General features: G+C 67.0%; 23 protein-coding genes. 13 read left to right on the top strand and 10 right to left on the bottom strand.

What is annotated here, in order from left to right; genetic code table 11:
- The first annotated feature begins 14 nt into the window (after positions 1 to 14).
- A complete protein-coding gene (locus AC27L4_RS29435) occupies positions 15 to 962 on the top strand; it encodes a LysR family transcriptional regulator (RefSeq protein WP_487146183.1) in 948 nt (315 codons plus the stop codon).
- Between the two features lie 99 nt (positions 963 to 1,061).
- Here the strand turns inward: AC27L4_RS29435 and AC27L4_RS29430 are convergent, their stop codons facing one another.
- The 4 genes from AC27L4_RS29430 to AC27L4_RS29415 all read right to left on the bottom strand — a co-directional run bounded on the left by AC27L4_RS29430 (position 1,062) and on the right by AC27L4_RS29415 (position 4,794).
- The gene (locus tag AC27L4_RS29430) at positions 1,062 to 1,796 is read right to left on the bottom strand and encodes a glutathione S-transferase family protein (protein ID WP_487146182.1); all 735 of its coding nucleotides are present in this window, start codon (positions 1,794 to 1,796) and stop codon (positions 1,062 to 1,064) included.
- Positions 1,797 to 2,183: 387 nt separating this feature from the next.
- Complete coding sequence (gene rpsD / locus AC27L4_RS29425; protein ID WP_487146181.1) at positions 2,184 to 2,801, bottom strand: 30S ribosomal protein S4; 618 nt, start codon at positions 2,799 to 2,801, stop codon at positions 2,184 to 2,186.
- A 186-nt stretch (positions 2,802 to 2,987) separates the two neighbouring features.
- The gene (murI, locus tag AC27L4_RS29420; protein WP_487146180.1) at positions 2,988 to 3,806 is read right to left on the bottom strand and encodes a glutamate racemase; all 819 of its coding nucleotides are present in this window, start codon (positions 3,804 to 3,806) and stop codon (positions 2,988 to 2,990) included.
- A gap of 211 nt (positions 3,807 to 4,017) precedes the next feature.
- Complete coding sequence (locus AC27L4_RS29415; protein WP_487146179.1) at positions 4,018 to 4,794, bottom strand: RNA methyltransferase; 777 nt, start codon at positions 4,792 to 4,794, stop codon at positions 4,018 to 4,020.
- A 161-nt stretch (positions 4,795 to 4,955) separates the two neighbouring features.
- On the opposite strand from AC27L4_RS29415, the gene AC27L4_RS29410 reads away from it, so the two are divergent.
- Complete coding sequence (locus tag AC27L4_RS29410) at positions 4,956 to 5,192, top strand: hypothetical protein (RefSeq protein WP_487146178.1); 237 nt, start codon at positions 4,956 to 4,958, stop codon at positions 5,190 to 5,192.
- Between the two features lie 140 nt (positions 5,193 to 5,332).
- The gene (locus tag AC27L4_RS29405) at positions 5,333 to 6,544 is read left to right on the top strand and encodes an NADP-dependent isocitrate dehydrogenase (protein ID WP_487146177.1); all 1,212 of its coding nucleotides are present in this window, start codon (positions 5,333 to 5,335) and stop codon (positions 6,542 to 6,544) included.
- Positions 6,545 to 6,731: 187 nt separating this feature from the next.
- Here the strand turns inward: AC27L4_RS29405 and AC27L4_RS29400 are convergent, their stop codons facing one another.
- The 4 genes from AC27L4_RS29400 to AC27L4_RS29385 all read right to left on the bottom strand — a co-directional run bounded on the left by AC27L4_RS29400 (position 6,732) and on the right by AC27L4_RS29385 (position 12,493).
- The gene (locus tag AC27L4_RS29400) at positions 6,732 to 6,950 is read right to left on the bottom strand and encodes a hypothetical protein (RefSeq protein ID WP_487146176.1); all 219 of its coding nucleotides are present in this window, start codon (positions 6,948 to 6,950) and stop codon (positions 6,732 to 6,734) included.
- Between the two features lie 2 nt (positions 6,951 to 6,952).
- A complete protein-coding gene (gene alaS, locus AC27L4_RS29395; protein WP_487146175.1) occupies positions 6,953 to 9,604 on the bottom strand; it encodes an alanine--tRNA ligase in 2,652 nt (883 codons plus the stop codon).
- A 182-nt stretch (positions 9,605 to 9,786) separates the two neighbouring features.
- The gene (gene recA, locus AC27L4_RS29390; protein ID WP_487146174.1) at positions 9,787 to 10,863 is read right to left on the bottom strand and encodes a recombinase RecA; all 1,077 of its coding nucleotides are present in this window, start codon (positions 10,861 to 10,863) and stop codon (positions 9,787 to 9,789) included.
- Positions 10,864 to 11,377: 514 nt separating this feature from the next.
- Positions 11,378 to 12,493, bottom strand: coding sequence for an IS110 family RNA-guided transposase (locus tag AC27L4_RS29385; protein WP_487141059.1), 1,116 nt, complete (start codon positions 12,491 to 12,493; stop codon positions 11,378 to 11,380).
- Positions 12,494 to 12,748: 255 nt separating this feature from the next.
- Here AC27L4_RS29385 and AC27L4_RS29380 point away from each other — a divergent pair, with 255 nt between their 5' ends.
- Together AC27L4_RS29380 and AC27L4_RS29375 are read left to right on the top strand one after the other, a co-directional pair.
- The gene (locus AC27L4_RS29380; protein ID WP_487146173.1) at positions 12,749 to 13,096 is read left to right on the top strand and encodes a hypothetical protein; all 348 of its coding nucleotides are present in this window, start codon (positions 12,749 to 12,751) and stop codon (positions 13,094 to 13,096) included.
- 244 nt (positions 13,097 to 13,340) lie between these two features.
- Positions 13,341 to 14,645, top strand: a complete 1,305-nt coding sequence (locus tag AC27L4_RS29375; RefSeq protein WP_487146172.1) for an NAD(P)/FAD-dependent oxidoreductase — start codon at positions 13,341 to 13,343, stop codon at positions 14,643 to 14,645.
- 14 nt (positions 14,646 to 14,659) lie between these two features.
- Here AC27L4_RS29375 and AC27L4_RS29370 read toward each other — a convergent pair whose 3' ends face one another.
- On the bottom strand, positions 14,660 to 15,247 hold the full coding sequence (locus AC27L4_RS29370) for a helix-turn-helix domain-containing protein (protein WP_487146171.1): 588 nt from the start codon (positions 15,245 to 15,247) through the stop codon (positions 14,660 to 14,662).
- Positions 15,248 to 15,437: 190 nt separating this feature from the next.
- Between AC27L4_RS29370 and AC27L4_RS29365 the strand changes: the two genes are divergently transcribed.
- From AC27L4_RS29365 to AC27L4_RS29345, 5 genes are all read left to right on the top strand, one after another.
- Positions 15,438 to 16,262 carry a transporter substrate-binding domain-containing protein gene (locus AC27L4_RS29365; protein WP_487146170.1) on the top strand — a complete coding sequence of 275 codons (825 nt, stop codon included), beginning with the start codon at positions 15,438 to 15,440 and terminating at the stop codon, positions 16,260 to 16,262.
- Between the two features lie 28 nt (positions 16,263 to 16,290).
- Positions 16,291 to 17,028, top strand: coding sequence for an amino acid ABC transporter permease (locus tag AC27L4_RS29360; protein WP_487146169.1), 738 nt, complete (start codon positions 16,291 to 16,293; stop codon positions 17,026 to 17,028).
- A gap of 21 nt (positions 17,029 to 17,049) precedes the next feature.
- The gene (locus AC27L4_RS29355; protein WP_487146168.1) at positions 17,050 to 17,781 is read left to right on the top strand and encodes an amino acid ABC transporter ATP-binding protein; all 732 of its coding nucleotides are present in this window, start codon (positions 17,050 to 17,052) and stop codon (positions 17,779 to 17,781) included.
- Positions 17,782 to 17,832: 51 nt separating this feature from the next.
- Positions 17,833 to 18,840, top strand: coding sequence for an arginase family protein (locus AC27L4_RS29350; protein ID WP_487146167.1), 1,008 nt, complete (start codon positions 17,833 to 17,835; stop codon positions 18,838 to 18,840).
- A gap of 143 nt (positions 18,841 to 18,983) precedes the next feature.
- Complete coding sequence (locus AC27L4_RS29345; RefSeq protein WP_487146166.1) at positions 18,984 to 20,342, top strand: calcium-binding protein; 1,359 nt, start codon at positions 18,984 to 18,986, stop codon at positions 20,340 to 20,342.
- Positions 20,343 to 20,398: 56 nt separating this feature from the next.
- On the opposite strand, the gene AC27L4_RS29340 is transcribed toward AC27L4_RS29345, so the two are convergent.
- Entirely contained in the window at positions 20,399 to 22,015 is a 1,617-nt protein-coding gene (locus tag AC27L4_RS29340; protein WP_487146165.1) for a fumarate hydratase, read from the bottom strand.
- A gap of 259 nt (positions 22,016 to 22,274) precedes the next feature.
- Between AC27L4_RS29340 and AC27L4_RS29335 the strand changes: the two genes are divergently transcribed.
- The 3 genes from AC27L4_RS29335 to AC27L4_RS29325 all read left to right on the top strand — a co-directional run bounded on the left by AC27L4_RS29335 (position 22,275) and on the right by AC27L4_RS29325 (position 26,859).
- Positions 22,275 to 23,693: a M10 family metallopeptidase C-terminal domain-containing protein gene (locus AC27L4_RS29335; RefSeq protein WP_487146164.1), complete on the top strand. Its 1,419-nt coding sequence runs from the start codon at positions 22,275 to 22,277 to the stop codon at positions 23,691 to 23,693.
- A gap of 143 nt (positions 23,694 to 23,836) precedes the next feature.
- Complete coding sequence (locus AC27L4_RS29330; protein ID WP_487146163.1) at positions 23,837 to 25,294, top strand: pre-peptidase C-terminal domain-containing protein; 1,458 nt, start codon at positions 23,837 to 23,839, stop codon at positions 25,292 to 25,294.
- Between the two features lie 152 nt (positions 25,295 to 25,446).
- Positions 25,447 to 26,859 (top strand): calcium-binding protein, encoded by a 1,413-nt coding sequence (locus AC27L4_RS29325; protein WP_487146162.1) that lies wholly within the window; start codon positions 25,447 to 25,449, stop codon positions 26,857 to 26,859.
- Positions 26,860 to 26,985 lie beyond the last annotated feature (126 nt).

The raw sequence follows: 26,985 nt of genomic DNA, 5'->3' as shown, positions 1-26,985 counted from the left end.
GATCAGATGTGAGCATGGTTCACAGCTCCGTCGAATTGCCACCGCTCGACACGCTCGAGGCCTTTGCCCACGCAGCTCGCAGCGGCTCCTTCTCCGCCGCCGCACAGCGGCTCGGCCTGACCCACGGCGCGATATCGCGGCAGGTGTCGCGCCTGGAGCGCTGGATGGGCGTCAAGCTGTTCCGGCGCGCGTCACGGGGCGTGACATTGACGCCTGACGGGCATCGCTTCTTCAGCCGTGCCGAGGAGGCGCTGGCGCTGCTCGGAGGGGACGGTGACCGCTGGATCCCGCGCCGCGGGCCGGCGGTGGTGCGGCTTTCGGTCACCCCGTCGATCGCCTCGCTCTGGCTGTTCTCCCGGCTCGACGTCATCGAGGCGACGGACCTTCACGTCGACCTGGTGCTGGAGCACCGCCTTGCCGATTTTGCCGAGGGCATCGACCTTGCCGTCCGTTGCGGCCGCGGCCCCTGGGCCGGCATCCGCAGCGTGCAGTTGTGGCGGGAAGACATGGTGCCGATCGCCGCGCCGGCGCTCGCGGCACGAATCGGATCGCCGCCGTCCCCCGTCCGGTTGCTGGACTGGCCGCTCCTGCACGATTCCAACATCGAGGGCTGGCGCCTCTGGCTTGCCGGTGCGGGCCTCGGCTACGCGCCGCGCCCCAAGGACCGTCGCTTCGAGGACTACAATCTCGTGATCGACGCCTGCATCCAGGGACTGGGCCTGGCGCTGGCTCGCCCGGCGCTGGCGCAGGCAGCGATCGAGGCCGGCAAGGTCGTGGTGCTCGATCCGCGCACAGCCCGCAACCCCGTCGCCTTCCACTTGATCCGGCCGGACGAGCCGCTACGCGCTCCCGCGGCCGAAATCGCCAGACGTCTGCTGCAGGCCGCCGGCGTCGAGGAGGCGGCGGTCGCGGCCTTCGTCGCTCCGCCGCAACTTCGGGCCGAGCGGAGCGCCAATCCATAGCCAGGTTCTCTCGAACCTGCTTGCACCTGTAAGTTTGAGCAGCGTTGGTTCTGCATTGAAAATGCAAAATCAATCGTGGCGAGAGCCGCGAGAAGCTGCTTAGGTTTGGCGCTCGCCGGCCACAACGTCTTCGGGGAAATGCCGCCGCCAGATTGGCGCGATCTTGTCGCGCCGGGAGACGGCCTTGGCGATCGCGTCGAGCTTGGGGCATTCCTTGCCACGCCATTGCGGGCCGATCGCCCAGTCGCTGATCACGGCGATCGCCAGATCGATGGCCGAGAAGCCGCTGAGCAGAAAGCTGCCCTCGCCCGCCGCCTGATGCTCCATCAGCATCCAGCGCTCGCGGATCCGTCGGCGCACCAGGGAGCGCATGCCGACCTCCGATGTCTCGGGCGGCGCGAAGCGCAGGGGGTAATCCGACACCTCGATCAGCGGATAGATCTCCGAGGCGATATGCATCGCCCAGCGCAGGGCGAAACGCCGGTCGGGCGCTCCGGGCTTGGGCATCAGCCCCGCCTCGGGATGGGCCTCGTCGAGCGCCAGCAAGATGGCGGCAGACTGCACCAGCACCTCGCCGTCGGGAAAGCGCAGGGCCGGAATCTTGCCGGAAGGATTGATGGCGAGGAATTGCTCCGAGCGATGTTCGTCCTTGTCGAGATCCAGGTCGATCAGTTCGACGCTCTGCCCGGCCTCCGCCAGGGCCGCCTCGATCATGAAGGAACCCGATCCGGGTTCTCCCCAAAGCGTGTACACCATCGCTGTCCCTCCCGGCGGCAAAGTGAGCCGAAGAGCTAGAAAAGAAAAGGCCGGAGACCCTTCTTTTGCGATTCGCATAGCAGGCTTGAGTGTTGCGAATAGTTCACCCGGCACAACCAGGGATTGAACTCAACAAGAATTACTCGAAATGATCAGAATTCCGGCCGGCGATAAACTTGTTTGCGACGCACAATAATTAAGATGCATCGCAAAAATTCCGGAAAAAGCCAATCGGACAGCGCCCCTGCTGAGCGAATAACAGGAAAAATATCCGCCCTGTCCGTCAGAAACGGTCAAGCCGGGCGCAATGTCGCCCTCCCGTCCCGCTTTCTGCCAGGCTCTTCTTGCGTTGGATTTCCGGCGCGTCCGGAAGATCATCGCCGGCCCGGCCCTGCAGGGCCACAGACGACAACGGCCGCCGCGTTGCCGCGGCGGCCGGTCATCGACGATAGGAACGCGCTTGGCTTAGCGCGAGTAGAACTCGACCACCAGGTTGGGCTCCATCTGCACGGGATAGGGCACGTCCTGCAGGGTGGGGATGCGGACATACTTGGCGGTCATCTTGGAATGATCGACCTCGATATAGTCCGGCACGTCACGCTCGGCGGAGGCTGAGGCCTCGAGCACCAGGGCAAGCTGCTTGGACGCGGACTTGACCTCGATCACGTCGCCGGGTTTGACCTTGAAGGACGGCACGTTGACACGGCGACCGTTGACCTTGATGTGGCCGTGGTTGACGAACTGGCGGGCGGCGAACACGGTCGGCACGAACTTGGCGCGGTAGACCACCGCGTCCAGGCGCCGCTCGAGCAGGCCGATCAGGTTGGCGGAAGAGTCGCCCTTCAGCCGGATCGCCTCGGCATAGACGCCGCGGAACTGCTTCTCGGAGATCGAGCCGTAATAGCCCTTCAGCTTCTGCTTGGCCTTGAGCTGGGTGCCGTAATCCGACAGCTTGCCCTTGCGGCGCTGGCCGTGCTGGCCGGGGCCGTACTCGCGGCGGGTGACGGGGCTCTTGCTGCGGCCCCAGATATTCTCGCCCATACGGCGATCGATCTTGTACTTGGCGGCGTGGCGCTTCGACATCGCGTCCTCTCGGGAATTGCGAAACAGGTGAGGAACGCGCCCTCCTCTGCCGGAAACCGGCCGACAGACGCTCCGGCAAGCCGGCGCATCGCGGGTGCGTAAAATACCACGCGGGACCCGAAGGCCCCGCGCGACGGCGTGGCATTAGTGCAAAGACGCCCGGATGTCAAATCTGCGACATCGCCGCTAATGCAGGGCAAGCGGCATGGCCTCGATCGTCACCTCGGGCAGGCTGCGGCCGGCGAGCGCGGCGCGCAGCGCATCCGTCACGGCGGCACCACTGGTGAAGACCGCCAGACCTTCCGCCGGCGGCGCCGGCGGACGCGGTCCGATCAGGTCAGCCGCGCGGCGGGCGATGGCCGGGGCCGGATCGAGCCAGGTGACGGGCCAGGGAGCGACACGGCGCAAGGCATCGAGCAGCAGCGGGTAATGGGTGCAGGCGAGCGTCACCACATCGGTACGGCGCCCGTCCCTGTCGACGAAGCAGGGTGCTATCTCCGCCAGCACGGCCTGGTCGGCGACGGCCTCGCCCTTGAGATGCGCCTCGGCCAACGCCGCCAGCCCCGTGGCGCCGACCAGCGTCACCTCGATACCGGCGGCATAGGTATCGATCAGAGCCCGCGTATAGTCGCGCGTCACTGTGCCCGGCGTTCCCAGCACGGCGACGCGGCCGCTGCGCGTCAAGGTCGCCGCCGGCTTGATCGCCGGTACGGTGCCGACGAAGGGTACGGAGAATCGCTGTCGCAGCGCCGGCAGAACCAGGGTCGAGGCGGTGTTGCAGGCGATCACCACCAGGTCGGGACGATGGCGGTCGATCAGACGATCCATGACCGCGGCCACGCGCGCGATCAGCCGTTCCTCGGGCAGCCCGCCATAGGGAAAGGCCGCATCGTCCGCGGCATAGACGAAGCGCGCCCCGGCCAGCGTCCTCTGCAGCTCGGAAAACACAGTGAGGCCGCCGAGGCCTGAATCGAACACGAGGACGGAAGGCGCGCGAACGGGCATGACCGCCGCTGCATAGACCGTTCCGGCCAGGAGGTCGACCCCGGAGGGCCGCCTCCCCAGCCCATCGTTGCGAGACTGGACCAACCGCCGCATGAAACTTGCGCCCGTACGCAATACCCAATCGGGCTCGGGGTCCATTCAACGCGAAGAGGGTGAACGAAGGGTTTCCAGAACCGGAAAAATCGCGTCCGGGCCGATCGCCTGGGCGCGGTCAGTCCGGCGTGCCGTCGCTCCCCGCCGGCGGCGCCTTCTCCCGCCCGGACCGCCCGCCCCGCCGGCCCGTCACCAAGGCGGCGACGACACCGCGCATGGTCTGCACGTCCTGCTCGGTCATGGCCAGGCGGTGCCAGATGTTGCGCAGGTTGCGCACCATCTGCGGGCGTTTCTCCGGCGGGGTGAGGAAGCCGGTCGCATCGAGCTCCCGCTCCAGATAGTCGAAGAAGGACAGCATGTGGCCGCGCTCGGCCGGCGGCGGCACCCGCGTCGGCGCGATCGGCGCCTGGCCGCCGGATTGGAGCTTCCACCATTCGTAGCCGACCAGCAGCACGGCCTGCGCCAGGTTGATCGAAGAGAACTCGGGATTGACCGGAAAGGAGATGATGGTGTCGGCCAGAGCCACGTCGTCGTTGGACAGGCCCATGCGCTCCGGCCCGAACAGCACGCCCGCCCGCGCCCCCTCCGGCAGGCCCCGCATCATGGCGGCAGCCTCGTCGGCGGCCAGGCAGGGCTTGAGCTGGCCGCGCTCGCGCGCCGTGGTGGCGTAGACGCGATTGAGATCGGCGATCGCAGCTTCGGTGGTGTCGAACAGGCGGGCCTCGTCCAGCACCGAGGCTGCGCCGGAGGACGCCTGGCGCGCGCCTTTCTTCGGCCAGCCGTCCCGCGGAGCGACGAGGCGCATTTCGGTCAGGCCGAAATTCAACATGGCGCGGGCGCACATGCCGATGTTCTCGGCAAGCTGCGGACGCACGAGGATCACGACGGGCGGCATCGGCCTCACCAACTCCCAATGACGGATCACGTGCTCTACAGGATCGTCCCGTCCGGTGCCACCTCACCCCGTGACGCTTCGCACGGCCTGCCGGCCGGTCCCTGCCTAGTCTTTCCCCATCGGCACGGCATTGCCCGTGTCCCAACCCAGGGATGACGACCATGCGCAAGACCATTCTCGCCCTCGTCCTGGCGGCCGGCGCCCTCGGCCTGTCCGCCACCGGCTCGCAAGCCCATTATTACGGCGGCGGCTATTACGGCGGCGGCTACTGGGGCGGCCCCCACTACTGGAATTCCGGCTATGGCTACGGCTATGGCCGCTACTGCTTCAAGAAGGTGTTCCGCGTCTACGACCCCTATTATGGCTGGGTCTATCGCAAGAAAGTCGTCTGCCGCTGATCGCGGCACGGCTTCCCACCGGGCCGCCGGCACGCGCCGGCGGCCTGCGCGCGTCGGGAGACCGGGGCGCGGCCGCTTCCCCAGCCGGCGGGGCGATGCTATAGCCCGCGCATTCCCCCAAGGCGCGAGGCGCGAGCACGATGGCGAAGATCAAGGTGGCCAATCCGGTCGTCGACATGGACGGCGACGAGATGACCCGGATCATCTGGCAGCAGATCAAGGACAAGCTGATCTTCCCCTATCTCGACATCAACCTCGATTATTACGACCTCAGCGTCCAGAATCGCGACCTCACCAACGACCGGGTGACGGTGGAAGCGGCCGAGGCCACCAAGCGCTGCGGCGTGGCGGTGAAGTGCGCCACGATCACGCCCGACGAGGCGCGCGTGAAGGAGTTCTCGCTCAAGGAGATGTGGAAGTCGCCGAACGGCACCATCCGCAATATCCTCGGCGGCGTGATCTTCCGCGAGCCGATCATCTGCAAGAACGTGCCGCGCCTCGTGCCCGGCTGGACCCAGCCGATCGTCGTCGGCCGCCATGCCTTCGGCGACCAGTACCGCGCCACCGACTTCCGCATGCCCGGCAAGGGCACGCTGACGATCAAGTTCGTCGGCGAGGACGGCCAGGTGATCGAGAAGGAGGTGTACAAGGCGCCGGGCTCCGGCGTGGCGCTGGCCATGTACAACCTCGACGACTCGATCCGCGACTTCGCCCGGGCGTCGTTCAACTACGGCCTGCAGCGCAACTATCCCGTCTATCTCTCGACGAAGAACACCATCCTCAAGGCCTATGACGGCCGCTTCAAGGACGTCTTCGCCGAGGTGTACGAGGCCGAGTTCAAGGCCGAGTACGAGAAGCGCAAGCTGCACTACGAGCACCGCCTGATCGACGACATGGTCGCCTCGGCGCTGAAGTGGTCGGGCGGCTATATCTGGGCCTGCAAGAACTATGACGGAGACGTGCAGTCCGACATCGTGGCCCAGGGCTTCGGCTCGCTCGGCCTGATGACCTCGGTGCTGCTGACCCCGGACGGCAAGACCGTCGAGGCTGAGGCGGCCCACGGCACCGTCACCCGGCACTATCGCGAGCACCAGAAGGGCAAGGAGACCTCGACCAACTCCATCGCCTCGATCTTCGCCTGGACGCGCGGCCTCGCCCATCGCGCCAAGCTCGACGACAATGCCGAGCTCGCCCGCTTCGCCTCGACCCTGGAGACCGTCTGCGTCAGCACGGTCGAAAACGGCTCGATGACCAAGGATCTGGCGCTGCTGGTCGGCCCGGAGCAGAAGTGGCTCTCGACCACCGGCTTCCTCGACAAGATCGACGAGAACCTCAAGAAGGCGATGGGTTGATCCTCGCCCTCGACGGCCGGCGCCCACGGTGCCGGCCTCTCCCGATCGACGATTTCAGAGCCCGGCCTCGCATGAGAGCCGGGCTTCTACGTTCAGAGGGTCAGGTCACGGCTTTTTCGAGCCCTTTCCTGGACCACGCGTCGGGCCAGGCTCCGTCCGGTGGATGACCTGGCCGGAGACGCGCGTGTCACGCCTCCGGCGTGTCGCCCTTGCCCCCCTCGGCCGGATCGTACTTCACCACCAGCGACCAGAAACCCCAGACCGAGGCGGCGGCGAACATCGCCGCCCAGCCGACCTGGGCGTTGAGGAACTCGAACACCGCCCAGACGCCGGGCGCAAGCGAGAACAGCAGCCGCACCCAGAGCGGCTTCATCCAGTTCGGAACGGGCTGCTGCGGCCTGGCCATGGTCAGGCCGCCGCCACGGCCGCAGTGATGGCCTCGAGCGCCGCCTCGGCCTTCGAGCCGTCCGGGCCGCCGGCCTGAGCCAGGTCCGGCCTGCCGCCGCCGCCCTTGCCGCCCAGCGCCTCCGAGCCCTTGCGCACCAGCTCGACCGCATTGAGCGAGCCGGTCAGATCATCGGTGACGCCGACGACCAGCCCGGCACGACCGTCCTCGGCAGTGGCGACGATGGCGACGACGCCGGATCCCACCTGCTTCTTGCCCTCGTCGGCGAGCGCTTTCAGATCCTTGAGCTCGACGCCCGACACCGCCCGCGCCATCACCTTGAAGCGCCCGGCCGTACGGATCTCGGCCGCGGCCGTCCCGCCGCCCATGGCCAGCTTCTTGCGCGTCTCGGCCAGGTCGCGTTCCAGCTTGCGCCGCTCGTCGAGCACGGTGGTGAGGCGCTCGCCGGCCTCGTGCACCGGCACGCGCAACAGGTCGGCGAGACCGCGCAGCAGCCGGCTTTCCTGCGCGAGGTGACGGCGCGCGCCCTCGGCGGTCAACGCCTCGATCCGGCGCACGCCGGCCGCGACGGCGCCTTCCGAGACCACGCGCACCAGGCCGATATCGCCGGTGCGGGCCACATGCGTGCCGCCGCACAGCTCCACCGACCAGGCCTTGTTGGAGCCCGGCAGCCCCTGCCCCATCGAGACCACGCGAACCTCGTCGCCATACTTCTCGCCGAACAGCGCCCGCGCCCCGGAGGCGATCGCGTCCTCCTGGCTCATCAGATGGGTGGTGACCGGCCCGTTCTGCAGCACGATGGCATTGGCCAGATCCTCGATCTCGGCCAGTTCCTCGTCGGTGATGGGCTTGGGGTGCGAGAAATCGAAGCGCAGCCGGTCCGGCGACACCAGCGATCCCTTCTGGGCGACATGATCGCCGAGCGTCAGGCGCAGCGCCTCGTGCAGCAGGTGCGTTGCCGAATGGTTGGCCCGGATCGCCGTGCGCCTGGCATGGTCGACGGCAAGCTCGAGCGCCTCGCCGACCTTGAGCGTCCCCTCTTCGACCGTGGCGGCGTGGATGAAGAGATCGCCGAGCTTCTTGTGCGTATCGGTGACGCGAACCTTGAGGCCAGCGGCGGAGATCAGGCCGGTGTCGCCCTGCTGGCCGCCCGATTCGGCGTAGAAAGGCGTCTGGTTGAGCACGACGAACCCGCTCTCGCCGGCGGCGAGGGCCTCGACCTGGCGGCCGTCCCTGACCAGCGCCAGGGCGACGCCCTCAGCCGTCTCGGTCTCGTAGCCGAGGAACTCGGTGGCGCCGGCGCTCTCGCGCAGGGAGAACCAGACCGCCTCGGTGGCGGCATCGCCGGAACCGGCCCAGGCCGCCCGGGCCTTGTCCTTCTGACGCTGCATCGCCTCGCGATAGGACGCTTCGTCGACGATGATGTTGCGCGAGCGCAGCGCGTCCTGCGTCAGGTCGAGCGGGAAGCCATAGGTGTCGTAGAGCGTGAACGCGACCTCGCCGGAGAACACCTGGCCGTCGCCGAGCTTGGCCGCCTCGGCGTCGAGCAGGGCAAGGCCGCGCTCCAGCGTGCGGTGGAAGCTCTTCTCCTCCAGCCGCAGCGTCTCGGCGATCAGCGCCTCGGCCCGCGCCAGCTCGGGATAGGCGGCGCCCATCTCGCGCACCAGCGCCGGCACCAGCTTCCACATCACCGGGTCCTTGGCGCCGAGCAGGGAGGCATGGCGCATGGCTCGGCGCATGATGCGCCTGAGCACGTTGCCGCGCCCCTCGTTCGAGGGCAGCACGCCGTCGGCGACCAGGAAGGAGGAGGCGCGCAGATGGTCGGCGATGACGCGATGGCTGGCGGCATGCGGGCCGTCGGCCGGGACGCCGATCGCCTCGACCGAGGCGCGGATCAGCGCCTGGAACAGGTCGATATCGTAGTTGTTGTGCTTGTGCTGCAGCACCGCAGCGACGCGCTCCAGGCCCATGCCGGTGTCGATGGAGGGACGCGGCAGGTCGATGCGCCCGCCGCCCGCCTGCTCCTCGAACTGCATGAAGACCAGGTTCCAGATCTCGATGAAGCGGTCGCCATCCTCGTCGGGCGAGCCGGGCGGCCCGCCGAAGATGCCCTCGCCGTGATCGTAGAAGATCTCCGAGCACGGGCCGCAGGGGCCGGTGTCGCCCATGCGCCAGAAATTGTCCGAGGTCGGGATGCGGATGATGCGGTCGTCGGAGAGGCCGGCGATCTTCCTCCACAGGGCGTGGGCGTCGTCGTCCTCGGAATAGACCGTGACCAGGAGGCGCGATTTCGGCAGGCCGAAGTCGCGCGTGATCAGGTTCCAGGCCAGCTCGATCGCCCGCTCCTTGAAATAGTCGCCGAAGGAGAAGTTCCCCAGCATCTCGAAGAAGGTGTGATGGCGCGCGGTGTAGCCGACATTGTCGAGGTCGTTGTGCTTGCCGCCGGCGCGCACGCATTTCTGGCTGGTGACGGCGCGCTGGTAGGAGCGCTTCTCCATCCCGGTGAAGACGTTCTTGAACTGCACCATGCCGGCATTGGTGAACATCAATGTCGGGTCGTTGCGCGGCACGAGCGGCGAGGACGCGACGACCTCGTGGCCGTTGCGCCCGAAATAGTCGAGGAAGGTGGACCTGATCTCGTTGACGCCGCTCATCGCCTGTTATGCCTGTTCGTGCCGGACGCGCCGGTCCTCATGGGTCGAAAGCAGCGCGTTGTAGCGACGCACCTCGCCTCTGTCGAGGATCGTCGCAACGCCGGAACCCGCCGAGGCGGCCCGGCGGGTTCCAAAAGACATGTCGGGGATGCCTCGGGCGCCCGGCGCCGCCCAGGCCAGGCTCAGTCGTCCGCGTCGGCCTCGGACGGATCGATGTTCTCGAGGATACGCTCGGCGATCAGTCCGGCGTTCTGGCGGATGGCGCTCTCGATCCGGTCGGCGATGTCGGCATTGTCCTTCAGGAACTGCTTGGCGTTCTCGCGGCCCTGGCCGAGGCGCTGGCTCTCATAGGAGAACCAGGAACCGGACTTCTCCACCACGCCGGCCTTGACGCCGAGGTCGATCAGTTCGCCGGCCTTCGAGACGCCCTCGCCGTACATGATATCGAACTCGATCTGCTTGAACGGCGGCGCCACCTTGTTCTTGACCACCTTGACCCGGGTCTGGTTGCCGATGACCTCGTCACGCTCCTTGATCGCGCCGATCCGACGGATGTCGAGCCGCACCGAGGCATAGAACTTCAGCGCATTGCCGCCGGTCGTCGTCTCCGGGCTGCCATACATCACGCCGATCTTCATGCGGATCTGGTTGATGAAGATCACCATGGTGTTGGAGCGGCCGATCGAGGCGGTGAGCTTGCGCAGCGCCTGGCTCATCAGCCTGGCCTGCAGGCCGGGCTGCGCCTCGCCCATCTCGCCCTCGATCTCGGCCTTCGGCGTCAGCGCCGCGACCGAGTCGACGACGATGACGTCGACCGCGCCCGAGCGCACCAGCGTGTCGCAGATCTCCAGCGCCTGTTCGCCGGTATCGGGCTGGGAGATCAGGAGATCGTCGAGATTGACGCCGAGCTTGCGGGCATAGACCGGGTCGAGCGCATGTTCGGCGTCGATGAAGGCGCAGACGCCACTCTTGCGCTGGGCCTCGGCGATGCAATGCAGCGCCAGCGTCGTCTTGCCCGATGATTCCGGCCCGTAGATCTCGATGACCCGGCCCCTTGGCAGGCCGCCGACGCCGAGGGCGATGTCGAGGCCGAGCGAGCCGGTGGAGATTGTCTCGATCTCCAGCGTCTTCGAGCTCTTGCCGAGCCGCATGATCGAGCCCTTGCCGAACGCACGCTCGATCTGGGAAAGGGCCGCGTCGAGCGCCTTCGTCTTGTCCATGGAAATCCCTTCGACCAACCGCAACTGCGCCTGACTCATCGCCTCGATTCCCTAACAAGCATGAACGGATTCGTCACGTGCCGACATGTACGCATTTTGTTCTTTCTGACGCAAGTTCTTTTTTTGTTCTCGAAAATTTCCAAAATATGAAGCAAATCTGACCATCGGGTCGGAGGCAAGAATGGGGTTGCCCCGCTCACGCGGACCGTTCACGGCTATGGCTGTCAGGTCAGCCTGTGATTCTCATGTCCATTTTCAAGAGGCTTTGGCAAGCAGATCTGTTCCGCGGCAGCGGCCTATTCAGTTTGTCCTGCGCATAGCCGGAGGCGAAGGCTTCGAGACGACGGTTGATCAGACTCTGATGCGCGGGTTGGCTACCGCAAGACCGCGTTTTCGTCTCGGGCCTGCCTCTGTCTCAAGCCGGGCGTCGACCTTTCGATCGGCCACAGAATCACAGCGAGGATTGCCCTACCGTGCCTCCGCCTCCGGCGATGAGCAGATGTTCAACGACGGATTTCGACAGTTCTCCCTCTTTTCGGCAGCCTGTCTTCTTTCAGGCGGCGGTGATGGCGGGATTTGTCGCAATGGCCCAAACAAATGCGGCGAGTTCGCGCGCGATGGCGACGCAGACGACATTGATCGGCTTTCCAGCCTTCGCAAGTCGACGATATCTCGCGCACAGCCGCACCTGCGCCTTCCAGGCGATTTCCTTGACAGACTGCGGCAGGAATTCGTTGCGCTCCAAAATCGCGAGTCCGACGCGCGCTGGTGAGCGATATGTCCAGGCGCCTTCGACGAGCATGCGCCGCCCGCGCGTGTTGCCCGCCTTCGTTATGCCGCCACGCGCCGTCTTGGCGCCGGACGACCGCTCGCTTGGGCACAGCCCGAGATAAGCCATGAGTTGCCTCGGGTTGGAGAAGCGGCGGAAGTCGCCGATTTCGGCGACCAAAGTCATCGCCGAAATCGCGGCGATGCCGCGCAAGGCTTGAATGGCCGCGACGACCTTCGCAAGCGACCAGGAGGGCAGAAGCTCCTGCATCTGCTTGGCCAGCCGGTCGCGTCGCGCCAGCGCCTCCTCCATTGCCTGTACAAGCTCCTCGAATGCGATCTGCCGCGCGGGATGATCAAACCGCTGGCCAGCAAGCCATTTGCGATATTTGCCGCTCCAATGTTTGCCGTCTGAATAGACCCGATCGTGCCGCAGAAGAAAGCCGGTCACCTGTTGGCGTGCTCGCCGCAAGGTCTCCACCGCCGCCTGCCTGGCGCGGCATAGGTCACGCATGGCTTCGTGCGCCTCGTCGGGAACCCAGACCGGTGTCAATTCGCCCGACCGGAACAGCGAGGCCTGGGTCACCGCATCGCGGCGATCCGTCTTCACCCGGTCGCCGGGCCGAGTGGGCACCAGCGACGGCGCCACCACCACGCATTCGTGGCCGAGCGCGACGATCTGCCGATAGAGCCCGTAGCCGCAAGGCCCGGCCTCATAGCAGAACGCCAATTGAGCGTGCTTCTTCGAGAGCCGCTCCACCAGCTTGGCGACCGCCTCCGGACGGCTCGTGATCTCGCCCAGGAACCGTGTTTCGCCTCGCCGCCCACCTTCGGCGATCGCCACCGAAATCGTCCGCTTGTGCGTATCCATCGCCACGAAAGTCGTTGTATTTTGGTCCATGGCCCGTTCCCCATGCATGAGGCTCTGACCGAAAAGCCGGTCAACCCTCGTTGTTGCATGCCGCGGAACGGGCCGCCCAAATGGACATAGCGTCTCAGCCTTTCGTATTCGAGGGGGAGATGGCCACATCTTCCACCGACAACTCCACCACGCCGGGCGACACGGCATCGATCGATCCTGGTAAATCGGCTGCTTGCTGCCCGACGACGGCCGCCGGTCTGGCTGATCGCAGACGAACGTGCGACATTTGCCGACATGGACCATGCAGCAGCGCTCAAAAGGGCTATCGACGTCGCTCAGGCTTGTATCGGCGGCCGGATTACCGCGATGCAAGCTGCCCGGGAGATGGTGTGCCTCGTAAACATCTCGCATCCTGTTTGGGACGAACTGAATGGATCGAAAGGACCGCTCGTCGCGCTGTATTTGGCCGATGATAGAGCAGATCAGGTCGGCTTTACCGACTGGGACATCGAGCGATGGCATCCGGACGTCCGGGAGCGCAAGCGAGCCGAATGGAGCGAAGCCGAGGCGGATATGACACCCGGAGTGCATGCAGCATGCCGGGCGCTGATTGAGCACGCCGCTCGCTCTAAGATCGACTGAGCGTCCTCCACCATCCTCAAAGGCACCGAGCGTCCGATTTTCGCCGATGACCTTATCGCTCTCGGCTGTTCGTGGTCCGGTCCTATCCCGCGAAATCCGGCACGGTCCATCCAAACCCGGCTATTTCGCCGGATGACGCCCTTTCTGTCCGATGACGCTTCCATGTCCGCCGTCGGGCTTGCTTGCGGCCACATCAAATTCGTTATAGACGAACTTTGTTCGCAACATACTCGGCGGAGTGGCCGTGCAGCCCGGTCCCGATCCCCTGCTCTCGCAGGAACCCTACTGGTGGGAGCATCGCCTGCGCGGCGAGGCGCAGCCCCTGCCCGCCGCGCCGGTCGACGCTGCCGTCATCGGCTCTGGCTATACCGGGCTGAACGCCGCCCTGCGCCTGGCCAAGGCCGGGGCTCGCGTCCTGGTGATCGAGGCCGGCGACCTCGGCGAAGGCGCCAGCACGCGCAATGGCGGCATGGTGTCCGGCACGCTCAAGGTCTCCCATCCCGACATGGTCCGGGGCTTCGGCCGCGAGGCCGCCGACCGGATGTTCTTCGAGGCGCAGAGTTCGGTGCTCTTCCTCGAGCGGCTGATCGCCGAGGAGGACATCGACTGCGCCTACCGCCGCAGCGGCATGTATTTCGCCGCCTATGCACCCAGGCATTTCGACGCCCTGGCCGAGGAGGCCGCCCGCCTCGACACGCTCGGGGTCAAGACCCGCATGGTGGCGAAGGCCGATCAGGCGGCCGAGGTCGCCTCGGAGCTCTACCACGGTGGCCGCATCACCGAATTCGCCGGCGGGCTGCATCCGGCCCGCTATCACGCCGGGCTGGTCCGGGCCTGCGAGCGGGCGGGCGTCGCCTTCGCCAGCCGCTGCCGCGTCGAGGCGCTGGCACGCGAGGCCGGCGGCTTCCGCCTCGCCACGACCGGCGGGCCGGTGCGCGCCGAGCGGGTGGTCGTCGCTACCAATGCCTATACCGGCCGCGCCCTGCCCTGGTTCCGCCGCCGCGTCATCCCCATCGGCAGCTACATCATCGCCACCGAGGAGCTCGATCCGGCGCGCCTCGCCGCTCTCATCCCCGCGGGCCGGATGATCCAGGACACCAAGCGCAACCTCTACTACTATCGCCTGTCGCCCGACGGCCGGCGGATGATCTTCGGCGGCCGCACCAGCTTCCGTCCGATCAGCATCGTGGAAAGCGCCCGGCGCCTGCGCCGGTCGATGAGCGACGTGTTCCCGAGCCTGGCGGACGCCGGGATCACCCACAGCTGGACCGGCTCGGTCGCCTTCACCTTCGATTCCCTGCCTCATCTCGGCGCGCATGAGGGCATCCATTTCGCCATGGGCTGCTGCGGCCAGGGCGTGGCGCTGATGAGCCATTTCGGCCATTGCCTGGCCGGCGACATCCTCGGGGGGAGCGAGCCCAGCGCCTTCGCGGCGAACCCGGCCCGGACGCTGCCCGGCTATACCGGCAATCCCTGGTTCATCCCGATCGTCGGGGAATATTACCGTTTCCTCGACCGGCTCGATCGCCCGGCCGGCCCCCGGCCTTGAGGACGCCGCCCGCCTCAGGACGGGCGCGGCGTCATGACGAAGATCGCAACCGTCTTCTCGGTCTGCGAGGGGTTGAAGAAAGTGTGCGGCAGGCGCGGGTCGAAGGTCATGGAATCCCCCGGCTCAAGCTCGAAGGTCTCGGCCTCCACCCTCACCGAGAGCCGGCCGGAGACCACGAGGATGAACTCCTCGTCCGCCCGCAGCGAGTACAGCTTGTCGCCGCCGGTGCCGCCCGGCTCGATCTCCGACCACAAGGCCTGCAGACGCGTGCTGTTGCTGGCCGTCAGCAGCGAGTCGCGCACGCCGGTGCCCCCGAAGCCGATGCCGGGCCGCTCCGCCGCGCGCACCACCGCGGACGCGGTGGAGTTGAACAGGTCGCCGATCGACAGGCCGAGGGCGTCGCACAGCCGCACCAGCGAGGCGACGGAGGGCGAGGTCTTGTCGTTCTCGATGTCGCTCAGGAAGCTCTTGGTCAGCTCCACCGTCTCGGCGACGCTCTCCAGGGTCAGGTTGAGCTGGCGGCGGCGCTCCCGGATGAGGTGGCCGAACTTCACCGGCGGCCGGTGGGGCCTGGGACTGGCAATCGGCGGGTCCTTGCGCATCGGCGCTCCTGGGCATGATCGATCCCGCGCCTCATAGCACAAGGCGCAAGTTCTCTATAAACGAATTTAGTTGACTATATACGAACTTTTTCCCCATATGGCGAACAGGGCGGAGGAAGCCGGCGTCGAGGCCATCGGCCGGAAGGTTCGGCCGAGCTCCGGGCCCACCAGAAAATCGGGGAATCGCTCCATGTCGCGCCTGTTCAAATCCGGCCTTGCCGGCGCCGTCGCTCTGGCCCTGTCGGCCCACGCCGCCGCCGCGCAGGCTCCTGCGCCGTCCTTCGTCGCGGACAAGACCCTGACCGTCTGCACGGACGCGACCTTTCCGCCGCTCGAATTCTTCGAATCCGCCGGCAATGCCGAACCCGTCGGCTTCGACATCGACTTCGCCAAGGCCCTGGCGGCCCATTGGCAGGTCGAGCCGCGGGTCATCGTCTCCGAGTTCACCGGCCTGCTGCCGGGCCTCGAGGCCGGGCGCTGCGACGCGGTGATCAGCGGCATCCTGATGACGCCGGAGCGAACCAAGTCCTATCCCGGCATCCCCTATTTCTCGACGGCGGTGCTGATGTTCACCGATGCCGGCTCCGACCTCGCGATCAAGGAACCGGCCGACCTCTCCGGCAAGGTCGTCGCCGTGCAGGCGGGCACGAGCTATCTCGCCCGGCTGGAGAAGGTCAATGCGGAGCTGGCTGCGGCCGGCCGCCCCGCCATCCGCATCCAGACCTATCCCAAGCAGACCGACGTCATCCAGCAGGTGCTGGTCCGCCGCGCCGAAGCGGCGGTGTCGCAGGACACCGAGCTCGCCTATCGCAGCCTGCAGAACGCCGGCCGGTTCAAGACGATCTACACCTTCCCCGACGCGGCCGACTTCGCCGTCTTCATCCGCCGCGCCGACGGCGACGAGGCGGCGGTCGCCGCCGCGGTCGCGGCCCTGGTCAAGGACGGAAGCCTGGGCGAGGTCGCGCGCAAATGGGGCCTGTCGCAGGACAACCTCGTTCCCGGCTCGCGCCCGTGACGCCCGCGCCCGGCATGGAGACGGCGCGATGAGCTTCGATGTCTCGGTCTTCCTCGGAGCCCTGTTCTCCCAGGCCTTCCTGCAAGGCGCATTGGTGACGGTCGCGCTCGCCATCCTGTCCCACGGGGTGGGCATCGCCATCTCCATCCCGGCGGCGCTCTATGTCGGCGGGCCGCCCGGCCCGCTGCGCTGGCTGGTAAAGGGCTTTCTCGGCATGCTGCGCGGCGCCCCCACCCTGCTCCAGTTGCTCTTCGTCTGGAACGCGCTGCCGCAGTTCTTTCCGATCTTCCGCGAGCCCTGGTTCTCGCCCTTCCTCGCCGCCTGGATCGCGCTCAGCCTGAACGAGGCGGCCTACCAGACCGAGATAAACCGGGCGGCGCTCGGCGCCGTCGACCCCGACCAGAAGCTGGCCGGCATCGCGCTCGGCCTCACCCGGCTGCAGATCCTGCGCCACGTGCTGCTGCCCCAGGCCGCGCGCGTGGCGCTGCCGCCGACGGCCAACGAGTTCATCACGCTGCTCAAGATCACCTCGCTCGCCTCGGTCATCTCCCTGTCCGAGCTCTTGAGCGTGACCTCCCGGGCCGTCGCCACCACCTTCCAGTTCACCGAGTACTACGCCGCCGCGCTCGTCTACTACCTCGTCATGGTCTACGCGCTGGTGTTCCTGCAGGGCCTCCTCGAGCGCCGGCTTGCCTGGAACGCCCCGGCCGCGCCCGCCGGCCCCGGCCTGGTGCAGCAGGCTCTCGCCTTCACCCGCCGCTCCTGACCGCCCGAGACCGGTGATCCCATGTCCGAAATGATCCGCATCGAGAATGTCCGGAAGGCCTATGCCGACTTCCAGGCCCTGGACGGCGTCAGCCTGAGCATCGCCCGGGGCGCCAAGGTGGTGATCTGCGGGCCCTCCGGCTCGGGCAAGTCCACGCTGATCCGCTGCATGAACCACCTCGTTCCCCATGACAGCGGCCTCGTCGCCATCGACGGCGTCGAGCCGAAGGGGCGTCGGGCCGTCGAAGCCATGCGACGCGAGGTCGGCATGGTGTTCCAGAACTTCAACCTCTTCCCGCACCTCACCGTGCTGGAGAACTGCGTCCTGGCGCCGATGAAGGCGCGACGGCTCGAGCGCTCCCGCGCCGAGGCTCTCGCGCAGCGTTTCCTCAGCCGCGTCCACATCGCCGAGCAGGCGCACAAATATCCCCGCCAGCTCTCCGGCGGCCAGCAGCAGCGCGTCGCCATCGCCCGGGCGCTGTGCATGGAGCCGAAGGTGATGCTGTTCGACGAGCCGACATCGGCGCTCGACCCGGAGATGGTCGGCGAGGTGCTGGACGTGATGGTCGAGCTCGCGGGCGACGGCATCACCATGGTCTGCGTCACCCACGAGATGGCATTCGCCCGCAAAGTGGCGGACGAGATCGTCTTCATGGACCGCGGCCGCATCGTCGAGGTCGCCCCGCCCGAAAAATTCTTCACCGCGCCGGAGTCGGCGCGGGCGCAGGCCTTCCTGTCGCAGCTGCGGCACTGACGGGCCGCCCCGGCCGGCGCACGAGCACGCCTTCCCAACTGGACGACTGCCATGACCGACATCGATTTCGACGCTGCCCGCAAGGAGATGGGCCGCTGGTACTGGTGGGGCATCCCCACCTTCTTCCGCTGCCCCTGGACCGAAAACCCAGCCGACAGCGACATCGCCCTGCTCGGCGTGCCGCACTCCTCCGGCAACGGCTCGACCGAGCGCGACCAGCATCTCGGCCCCCGGGCCGTGCGCCACGTCTCGGCCCAGTACCGGCGCAGCCATGGCCGCTTCGGCATCACGCCCTGGGACATCTGCCGCATCAACGACGCCGGCGACGTGCCGCTGCCCGAGGCCATGGTCAACGACGTCTCCGTCGAGCACATCGAGGCCTATGCCCGCCGCTTCAACGATGCCGGCGTACGCATCGTGGCCATGGGCGGCGACCACGGCATCACCGGGCCGCTGCTCAAGGCCGTGGCCGGGCCGCATTCGCGCCTGACCGACGGGCGCAAGGTCGCCCTGGTGCACTTCGACGCCCATACCGACAGCTACAACCACCTGCCCCATTGGCTCGGCAGCCGCCGCTCCTCGGCGCACTGGGCGAGCTATACGGTGGCCGAGGGCCATGTCGACGCCCATTGCTCGACCCAGATCGGCATCCGGCCGAATGTCGGCACGCCCGGATCGAAGAACACCAGCGAGGAACTGGGCTACCGCATCATCGGCATGGACGAGATCGAGGAGCGCGGCGTCGCCGGCGTGGTCGAGACGGTGCGCGAGCGCGTCGGCGACCTGCCGGTCTACGTCACCTTCGACCTCGACAGCCTCGATCCGGCGGACGCGCCCGGCGTCTCCAACCTGGAGCCCGGCTATCCCGGCATCCGCATCGGCGACGCCATGCGCATGCTCCAGGGCCTGCGCGGCCTGAACCTGGTCGGCGCCGACGTGGTCTGCATCATGCCGACCAAGGACAACCCGAACCAGATCACCGCGATGAACGCCATGGTGGTGATGTTCGAGCTGCTCTGCCTGATGGCCGACCGCCGCAGGACCGCGGCCGCAGCGTGAGGCCGGCCGGCGCCGCCCGGCCATGCCGGCTGCGCCGGATTGCCGCTTGCAAATGACGCAGCGTCAGCGAAAATAGCTCGCCATGATCGATCGCCTCCCCCGGTGGGGCGGAGGCGACCGCCCATTTCCAGAGCGAGCATGCCATGGTCGACATCCCCGGCAACACCACCACGACGGCAAGGTTCGTGGGCGATGTGCAGGTGGCCGCCTCCTGTTCCGGCGTGTTCGAGAGCACGAACGACAGCGACTGGATCAGGCTCGACCTGGTCGCCGGCACGACCTATCGCTTCTTCGGCCGAGACCTGACGGCGGACGGCGTCGGCGGCACGCCGGACCTGCGGCTGTTCGACGCCAACGGCGTCGAGCTGGCCCAGGGCGGCAACCGCAGCGGGACGTATAGCGCGCTCCGCTTCACCGCTGCGACCAGCGGGACCTTCTTCATCGGCGTCGAGGATCTGCATGGCGCAAAGGGCGACTACACGGTCGATGTTGTCGGCAGCAATTTCCGCGGCATCGTCATCCTCGGCGACGAGGCCGTCGACGCGGGGAGAGACCTGGGCAAGCGCTTCACCTCCGGCGGCCCGGGAGACAATGTCATCGGCGTCGACGAGTTCGACACGGTCGACGACATCATCTTCGGCGGCGGCGGTGACGACACGATCAACGCCTTTGCGAGCCCTAATCCGAAGATCGGCGCTCGCGACGGCTACACAATCGTCCATGGCGGCGACGGCGCCGACCGCATCTATGGATCCTACAACGGCAACGACCTCTTCGGTGACGACGGCAACGACGTGATCTTCGGAGGATACGCGGCCGACCTGCTGAACGGCGGCAGAGGCGCCGACACGATGACCGGCTGGCGCGGCAGCGACACCTACCATGTCGACAATGCCGGCGACATCGTGGACGAGAGCAACGGCAACGGCCTCGACAAGGTCTACGCCTCGATCAGCTTCAGCCTGTCCGATGCCGGCCACTGCAAGGGCAAGGTCGAGGACCTCGTCCTGACCAATGTCCACGACATCGACGGCACCGGCAATGCCTTCGAGAACCGGCTGTTCGGCAATGCCGGCGCGAACATCCTGAAGGGGCTGGAAGGCAACGACCGGCTCGACGGCCGCGGCGGCAACGACGTCCTGGTCGGCGGCGCCGGCGCCGACCAGCTGACCGGCGGCCTGGGCGCCGACCGGTTCGTGTTCAACGCCGCATCGGACAGTGCGGTATCGGCCGTCGGCCGCGACACCATCCTCGACTTCCACCGCGCCGAAGGCGACAGGATCGACCTGCGCGGCATCGACGCCGACACGACCACCGCCGGCGACCAGTCCTTCCACTTCCTCGGCACCGGCGCCTTCACCCGTCACGCCGGCGAGTTGCAGTACAAGACGGTGAGCGGCAGCGTCTTCGTCTATGGCGACGTGAACGGCGACGGCGCGGCCGACTTCTCGATCAAGGTCGCCGGGCTCACCGCGATCCAGGCCTCGGATTTCTTCCTGTAGGCAAGGCCGCGGCGGCGAGCGTCCCGCAGCCGGACAAAGGCCGGCCGCGGACGCGGTCAGCCGAGGTTGAGCTCCTTGAAGAAGTCGTTGCCCTTGTCGTCGACGACGATGAAGGCCGGGAAATCCTCCACCTCGATGCGCCAGACGGCTTCCATGCCGAGCTCGGGATATTCCAGCACCTCGACCTTGCGGATGCAGTCCCGGGCCAGGCGCGCCGCCGGGCCGCCGATCGAGCCGAGGTAGAAGCCGCCATGCTTGGCGCAGGCCTCGCGCACCTCGCGCGAGCGGTTGCCCTTGGCCAGCATCACCATCGAGCCCCCGGCCGCCTGGAACTGGTCGACATAGGCGTCCATGCGCCCGGCGGTGGTCGGGCCGAAGGAGCCGGAGGCGTAGCCCGCCGGGGTCTTCGCCGGGCCGGCATAATAGACCGGGTGGTTCTTGATGTAGTCGGGCAGCCCTCCCCCCGCCTCCAGGCGCTCACGCAGCTTGGCATGGGCAAGGTCGCGGGCGACGATCATCGGGCCGGTGAGCGAGACGCGGGTGCGGATCGGATTCCGCGACAAGGCCGACAGGATCTCCGGCATCGGCCGGGTGAGGTCGATGCGCACCACCTCGCCGCCGAGCTTGGTCTCGTCGATCTCCGGCAGGAAGCGGGCCGGGTTGTGCTCCAGTTCCTCCAGGAACACGCCCTCGCGGGTGATCTTGCCCAGCGCCTGGCGATCGGCCGAGCAGGAGACGCCGAGGCCGATCGGCAGGCTGGCGCCGTGGCGCGGCAAGCGGATGACCCGGACGTCGTGGCAGAAATACTTGCCGCCGAACTGGGCGCCGACCCCGAGCGCCTGGGTCAGCTTGTGCACCTCGGCCTCCATCTCCAGGTCGCGGAAGGCATGGCCGAGCTCGGAGCCCTGCGTCGGCAACGTGTCGAGGTAGCGGGCCGAGGCCAGCTTCACCGCCTTCAGCGTCAGTTCGGCCGAGGTGCCGCCAATGACCACGGCGAGGTGGTAGGGCGGGCAGGCCGCGGTGCCCAGCGTCAGGATCTTCTCCTTCAGGAAGGCGAGCATGCGCTCGCGCGTCAGGATCGAGGGCGTCGCCTGGTAGAGGAAGGTCTTGTTGGCCGAGCCGCCGCCCTTGGCGACGAACAGGAACTTGTAGGCCTCGTCGCCCTCGGCGCTGATCTCGATCTGCGCCGGCAGGTTGGTCCTGGTGTTCTTCTCCTCGAACATCGCCAGCGGGGCGAGCTGCGAATAACGCAGGTTCTTCTTCTCGTAGGCATCGCGGATGCCCTGGGCGATGGCGCCCTCGTCCTCGCCGTCGGTCCACACGAAGCGGCCCTTCTTGCCCATGACGATGGCGGTGCCGGTATCCTGGCACATCGGCAGCACGCCACCGGCGGCGATATTGGCGTTCTTCAGCAGGTCGTAGGCGACGAAGCGGTCATTGTCCGTCGCCTCCGGGTCGTCGAGGATCTTGCGCAGCTGCGCCAGGTGCCCGGGCCGCAGCAGATGGTTGATGTCGATGAAGGCCTGCTCGGCAAGGTGCCGCATCGCCTCCCCGTCCACCACCAGCATCTCGCGCGCGCCGAGCGTTTCGACGCGCACGCCCTCCGATGTCAATTTGCGGAACGGTGTCTCATCCTTGCCGAGCGGGAACAGCGGGACGTGGGGATAGGGCATGACGATCGGACCTGGCCAAGACGGATGCGAACCCTTCTAAGCGGAGCGGGCAGGCATTGAAAGACGGCAGGCGCCGCATCGCGCCCGCAATCCTCCTTCGCAGGCGGAGGAAGGCCGGCGCGTCGGCAGCTGTCCCGCATTCGCCGGAACGCATCATTCCGCCCCGTCGCACGCCGACGAGTCCGGCCCATCTGCTCCTATGCAGAGATGGCTACCGGCACTATCGTACGGCAGGCAAGATCGCAGGGGAATTCTCCACATGGCTGACCTTCCAGGCAACGCCACGACGACCGCCACCTTCCTGGGCGATGTGCAAAACGTCGCATCCTATTCGGGCACCTTCGAGCGGCCGGGAGACAGCGACTGGATCAGGCTCGATCTGGTCGCCGGCACCACGTATCGCATCCTCGCCCGGGACGAAATCGCGGGCGGCGCGAGCGGCGACGCCTATCTCCGCCTGTTCGACGCCGCCGGAGTGGAGCTCGCCGCCGACGACAACAGCGGCAGCGGGCAGAACGCCTATCTCAGCTTCACCGCCACGGCGAGCGGCACCTATTTCGTCGGCGTCAACGACGTCGGAAATGCTGTGGCCCAGTATATCGTCGACGTCGTCAGCAGCAATTTTGATGGCATGGTGATCGTCGATGGAGAGACGATCAATGTCGGCTCCACGGGAGAACGCTTCACGTCCGGCACCGCGGGAGACGATCATATTTACTACGACTATCAGATCGATTGGTATGGCGACATTATCTTTGGTGGCGCCGGCAATGACGAGATCAATGCCGGTTTTTCCGGCACGGATCCGCACTCAGGGGGGTATGACGCTCCGAACACGGTCTATGGCGGGGATGGTGCCGACATCATCTACGGCGGCTACAGGGGCGACACCCTGCATGGCGGGGCAGGGAACGATATTGTCTACGGCAGTCTCTACGGTTGCGTGCTCCGGGGCGACGCCGGCGACGACACCCTCTTGGGCGTCGCCGGCAACGATGTGCTGAGGGGCGGCACCGGCGCCGACACGATGGCCGGCAATGCCGGCAACGACACCTACTATGTCGACAATATCGGCGACATCGTCGACGAAACGGGCTCCTTCCCCAGCGGCCTCGACAAGGTCTATGCGTCGGTCAGCTTCAGCCTGTCCGACCCCGCCCATTGCAAGGGCACGGTCGAGAACCTCGTCCTCATCGGCTCCCAGGCACTCGACGGTACCGGCAACGAGGTCGCCAACCAGATCTTCGGCAACGGCGGCGCCAATAGGCTGGCCGGCCTTGCGGGCAATGACAGTCTCGACGGCCGCGGCGGCAACGATATCCTGGTCGGCGGGGCCGGCGCCGACAAGCTGACCGGCGGGCTCGGTGCCGACCGGTTCACCTTCACCGCGGTGTCGGACAGCACGGCCGCGAGCCGCGACACCATCCTCGATTTCAGCCACGCCCAGGGCGACAGGATCGACCTCAAGGAGATCGACGCCAACAGCGCCACCACCGGCAACCAGGCCTTCAAGTTCCTCGGCTCGGGAGCCTTCACCGATCATGCCGGCGAGTTGCGCTGCCAGGCAGTGAACGGCAGCCTCTACGTTTACGGCGACGTCAACGGCGACGGCGCCGCCGACTTCTCGGTGAGGGTGGAGGGCGTGGCCTCTCTCCAGGCGGCGGACTTCGTGCTTTAGGGCGCGCCGGCCGGCACCTGCCATGCGATGCACGGGAGGTGCCGGTCCTGTCCGGGCTCCACGAATGACGTTGCGTCATTATCGGTTGCGCCGGCCCGGCCGCCGGCCTTAAGCTGCGTCGGAGATGACCTGGAGCCCCTGCCATGGCCGACCTCCCGAACAATGCCTCCACGACAGCCGCCGTCCGCGGCGACCTGCTCACCGGCGCGTCCTATTCCGGCGTCTTCGAGACGACGGGGGACAGCGACTGGATCAAGGTCGATCTGATCGGGGGACAGACCTATCGTTTCTATGCCAACGACGAGACGGCTCCGGGCGTCAGCGGCGACACCTTCCTGCGCCTGTACGATGCCAACGGCCTGGAGTTGGCCGGGGACGATAACAGCGCCAGCGAGCAGAACTCCTATTTCAGCTTCACCGCGCCGACGACCGGCACCTATTATGCGGCCGTCAACGACGTCGACGGCGCGCGGGGGCAGTACACCGTCGACGTCATCGATGCCCGCTTCGGCGGCGCCATCTACGTCGACGGCTTCCTCGAGGCCGGCCAGGCCGGGGCCACCGGCGGCCAGCGCTTCACCTCCGGCGGACCGGGCGACGATGTCATCGACTGGACATCCGGCGTCAACGATCTTCAGACCGACCTGACGGCGGACGTGATCTTCGGCGGCGCCGGCAACGACACGATCTATGTCGGCCTGGACGACCTCGACCGCAAATGGGGCTACCGCGACGCCGACAACACCGCCTATGGCGGGGACGGCGACGATGAAATCCACGGCGCTTACCAGAACGACGTCCTGTATGGCGACAATGGCCACGACAGGATCTTCGGCGGCGTCGGAGACGACATGCTCTGGGGTGGCGCCGGCAACGATGCGCTCAGCGGCGGCTACGGCCGCGACTCCCTCAGCGGCGGCACCGGCGCCGACACCATGGCCGGCGGCGACCTCAGCGACATCTACTATGTCGACAATATCGGCGATGTCGTCGACGAAACCCTCGGCGGCGGCTGGCTCGCTTCCGGCATCGACAAGGTCTACGCCTCCGTCAGCTTCTCGCTGGCCGAGTCCGCCACCGTCAGGGGCAGGGTCGAGGATCTCGTCCTGTTCGGCAGCGCGGATCTGGACGGCACCGGCAATGCCCTCGCCAATCGGCTGTTCGGCAACGGCGGCGCCAACACGCTGAAGGGCGTGGACGGCAATGACAGCCTCGACGGCCGGGGCGGCAACGATGTCCTGGTCGGCGGGGCCGGCGCCGACAAGCTGACCGGCGGGCTCGGTGCCGACCGGTTCGTCTTCACCGCCGTGTCGGACAGCACGACGACGGCCTCGGGCCGCGACACCATCCTCGATTTCAGCCACGCCCAGGGCGACAGGATCGACCTGAAGGAGATCGACGCCAACAGTGCGACCGTCGGCAACCAGGCCTTCAAGTTCCTCGGCAGCAGCGCCTTCACCCACCACGCCGGCGAGCTGCGCTACCAGGCGGTGAACGGAAATCTCTATCTCTACGGCGACCTCAATGGCGACGGCGCCGCCGACTTCTCCATCAAGGTCGAGGGCCTGACATCGCTCCAGGCGGGAGATTTCGTCCTGTAGGCGCCCCGCTCCGCCTCCGGCATCACTGCCGCGCGCATGCCGACGGCAATGATCACGGAATTGCCGCTTGCACATGACGGTACGTCATTGATAATGGCACCGGCTGGCCCCACTCCAGGGGTGAACATGTCCGACAAGCGCGAGGCTCCGTCATGGTCGACATTCCTGGCAATGCCACCACGAAAGCCACATTCCAAGGTGATCTTGGGACCGTCGCGTCCTACTCCGGCACCTTCGAGAGACCAGGGGATGTCGACTGGATCAGGCTCGACCTGGTCGCGGGGGAAACCTACCGCTTCTTCGCCACCGACAACTGGACATCGACCATAGACCTGAGCCTGAGCCTGCTCGCCGCCGATGGAACCGAGCTTGCCCAGGGCAACAGCGTCAGCGATGAACTCGCCTCCCTGACATTCACCGCGACGACGACGGGATCCTACTTCATCGCCGCGACCAACCTTGATAGTCCGACGGACCACTATACGATCAGTGCGGTCAACGGCCGTTACCAGGGGGCGATCGTCACCGACATCGGCATCGTCGACGCCGGCCACGACATCCACCGGATGTTCACGTCCGGAAGCCCCGACGATGACATGATCGACAAGCGCGACGGGGACCGGGTGGCGGACATCATCTTCGGTGGCGCCGGCAACGACACCATTTATGCCGGTCCGGAGGAAGCCGACCCGAAGTTCGAAACCCGCGACTACGGCAACATCGTCTATGGCGGCGACGGCGACGACTGGATCGTCGGGGGAACGGACAGAGACACACTGTACGGCGATAGCGGCAACGACATGCTCGCCGGAGGACTTGGCAGCGACACTCTCTGGGGCGGCGCCGGCAACGACACGCTCGTGGGAAGCTGGGGCGCCGATCAGCTGAGCGGCGGCACCGGCGCCGACAAGATGGCCGGAGGTAACGACAGCGACACCTACTACGTCGACAACAACAGCGACATCGTCGACGAAACCGGCGCCACCGGCATCGCCGACAAGGTGTACGCCTCGATCAATTTCCGCCTGTCGGACCCCATCCATTGCAAGGGCGAGGTCGAAGATCTGGTGCTGGTCGGCGCCGCCGACATCGCCGGAACCGGCAACGCCCTCAACAACCACCTCTACGGCAACGCCGGCGCCAACACCCTGAAGGGCGCCGCGGGCAGCGACGGCCTTGACGGCCGGGGCGGCAACGACATCTTGATCGGCGGAGCCGGCGCCGACCGCCTGACCGGCGGGCTGGGCGCCGACCTGTTCGTCTTCAACGCCGCGTCGGAGAGCCCGGCCTCGGCCACCGGCCGCGACATCATCCTCGACTTCAACCGCGCCCAGGGCGACAGGATCGACCTGCACGCCATCGATGCCGCCACCACCGTGGCGGGCGACCAGGCCTTCGAGTTCATCGGTACCGCCGCCTTCAGCCATCACGCCGGCGAATTGCGCTTCCAGACGCTGAACGGCAACAGCTACGTCTATGGCGACATCGACGGCGACGGCTCGGCCGATTTCTCGGTCAAGGTCGAGCATATCGCGGCGGTTCTGGCGAGCGACTTCATCCTGTAGTCGCCGTCGCGCGGGCAACGGGGGCGGCCCTGCTCCGGGCCCGGCCGCGCGGCGCTCCGGCCGCGACGACAAGGGGCCGGCGGGTTTCATCGCCGTCCACCCGGGAAAGGCGCCGGGCAGCGGGCT

It is taken from the genome of Labrys sp. Lb11 (genome assembly GCF_057554225.1).
The sequence above is the reverse complement of the archived record's forward strand: the minus strand, read 5'-3'. Positions and strand labels throughout refer to the sequence as shown.

Excerpts from the sequence above, each read along its gene's own strand:
- AC27L4_RS29325 (WP_487146162.1), top strand. The coding sequence starts at position 25,447 with ATGGTCGACATTCCTGGCAATGCCACCACGAAAGCCACATTCCAAGGT.
- AC27L4_RS29410 (WP_487146178.1), top strand. The coding sequence starts at position 4,956 with ATGCGCAAGACCATTCTCGCCCTCGTCCTGGCGGCCGGCGCCCTCGGC.
- AC27L4_RS29340 (WP_487146165.1), bottom strand. The coding sequence starts at position 22,015 with ATGCCCTATCCCCACGTCCCGCTGTTCCCGCTCGGCAAGGATGAGACA.
- AC27L4_RS29380 (WP_487146173.1), top strand. The coding sequence starts at position 12,749 with ATGGACCATGCAGCAGCGCTCAAAAGGGCTATCGACGTCGCTCAGGCT.
- AC27L4_RS29330 (WP_487146163.1), top strand. The coding sequence starts at position 23,837 with ATGGCCGACCTCCCGAACAATGCCTCCACGACAGCCGCCGTCCGCGGC.
- AC27L4_RS29355 (WP_487146168.1), top strand. The coding sequence starts at position 17,050 with ATGTCCGAAATGATCCGCATCGAGAATGTCCGGAAGGCCTATGCCGAC.
- rpsD (WP_487146181.1), bottom strand. The coding sequence starts at position 2,801 with ATGTCGAAGCGCCACGCCGCCAAGTACAAGATCGATCGCCGTATGGGC.
- AC27L4_RS29350 (WP_487146167.1), top strand. The coding sequence starts at position 17,833 with ATGACCGACATCGATTTCGACGCTGCCCGCAAGGAGATGGGCCGCTGG.
- alaS (WP_487146175.1), bottom strand. The coding sequence starts at position 9,604 with ATGAGCGGCGTCAACGAGATCAGGTCCACCTTCCTCGACTATTTCGGG.
- AC27L4_RS29360 (WP_487146169.1), top strand. The coding sequence starts at position 16,291 with ATGAGCTTCGATGTCTCGGTCTTCCTCGGAGCCCTGTTCTCCCAGGCC.
- AC27L4_RS29435 (WP_487146183.1), top strand. The coding sequence starts at position 15 with ATGGTTCACAGCTCCGTCGAATTGCCACCGCTCGACACGCTCGAGGCC.
- AC27L4_RS29345 (WP_487146166.1), top strand. The coding sequence starts at position 18,984 with ATGGTCGACATCCCCGGCAACACCACCACGACGGCAAGGTTCGTGGGC.
- AC27L4_RS29415 (WP_487146179.1), bottom strand. The coding sequence starts at position 4,794 with ATGCCGCCCGTCGTGATCCTCGTGCGTCCGCAGCTTGCCGAGAACATC.
- AC27L4_RS29430 (WP_487146182.1), bottom strand. The coding sequence starts at position 1,796 with ATGCGAATCGCAAAAGAAGGGTCTCCGGCCTTTTCTTTTCTAGCTCTT.
- recA (WP_487146174.1), bottom strand. The coding sequence starts at position 10,863 with ATGAGTCAGGCGCAGTTGCGGTTGGTCGAAGGGATTTCCATGGACAAG.
- AC27L4_RS29370 (WP_487146171.1), bottom strand. The coding sequence starts at position 15,247 with ATGCGCAAGGACCCGCCGATTGCCAGTCCCAGGCCCCACCGGCCGCCG.
- AC27L4_RS29405 (WP_487146177.1), top strand. The coding sequence starts at position 5,333 with ATGGCGAAGATCAAGGTGGCCAATCCGGTCGTCGACATGGACGGCGAC.
- AC27L4_RS29385 (WP_487141059.1), bottom strand. The coding sequence starts at position 12,493 with ATGGACCAAAATACAACGACTTTCGTGGCGATGGATACGCACAAGCGG.
- murI (WP_487146180.1), bottom strand. The coding sequence starts at position 3,806 with ATGCCCGTTCGCGCGCCTTCCGTCCTCGTGTTCGATTCAGGCCTCGGC.
- AC27L4_RS29335 (WP_487146164.1), top strand. The coding sequence starts at position 22,275 with ATGGCTGACCTTCCAGGCAACGCCACGACGACCGCCACCTTCCTGGGC.
- AC27L4_RS29365 (WP_487146170.1), top strand. The coding sequence starts at position 15,438 with ATGTCGCGCCTGTTCAAATCCGGCCTTGCCGGCGCCGTCGCTCTGGCC.
- AC27L4_RS29400 (WP_487146176.1), bottom strand. The coding sequence starts at position 6,950 with ATGGCCAGGCCGCAGCAGCCCGTTCCGAACTGGATGAAGCCGCTCTGG.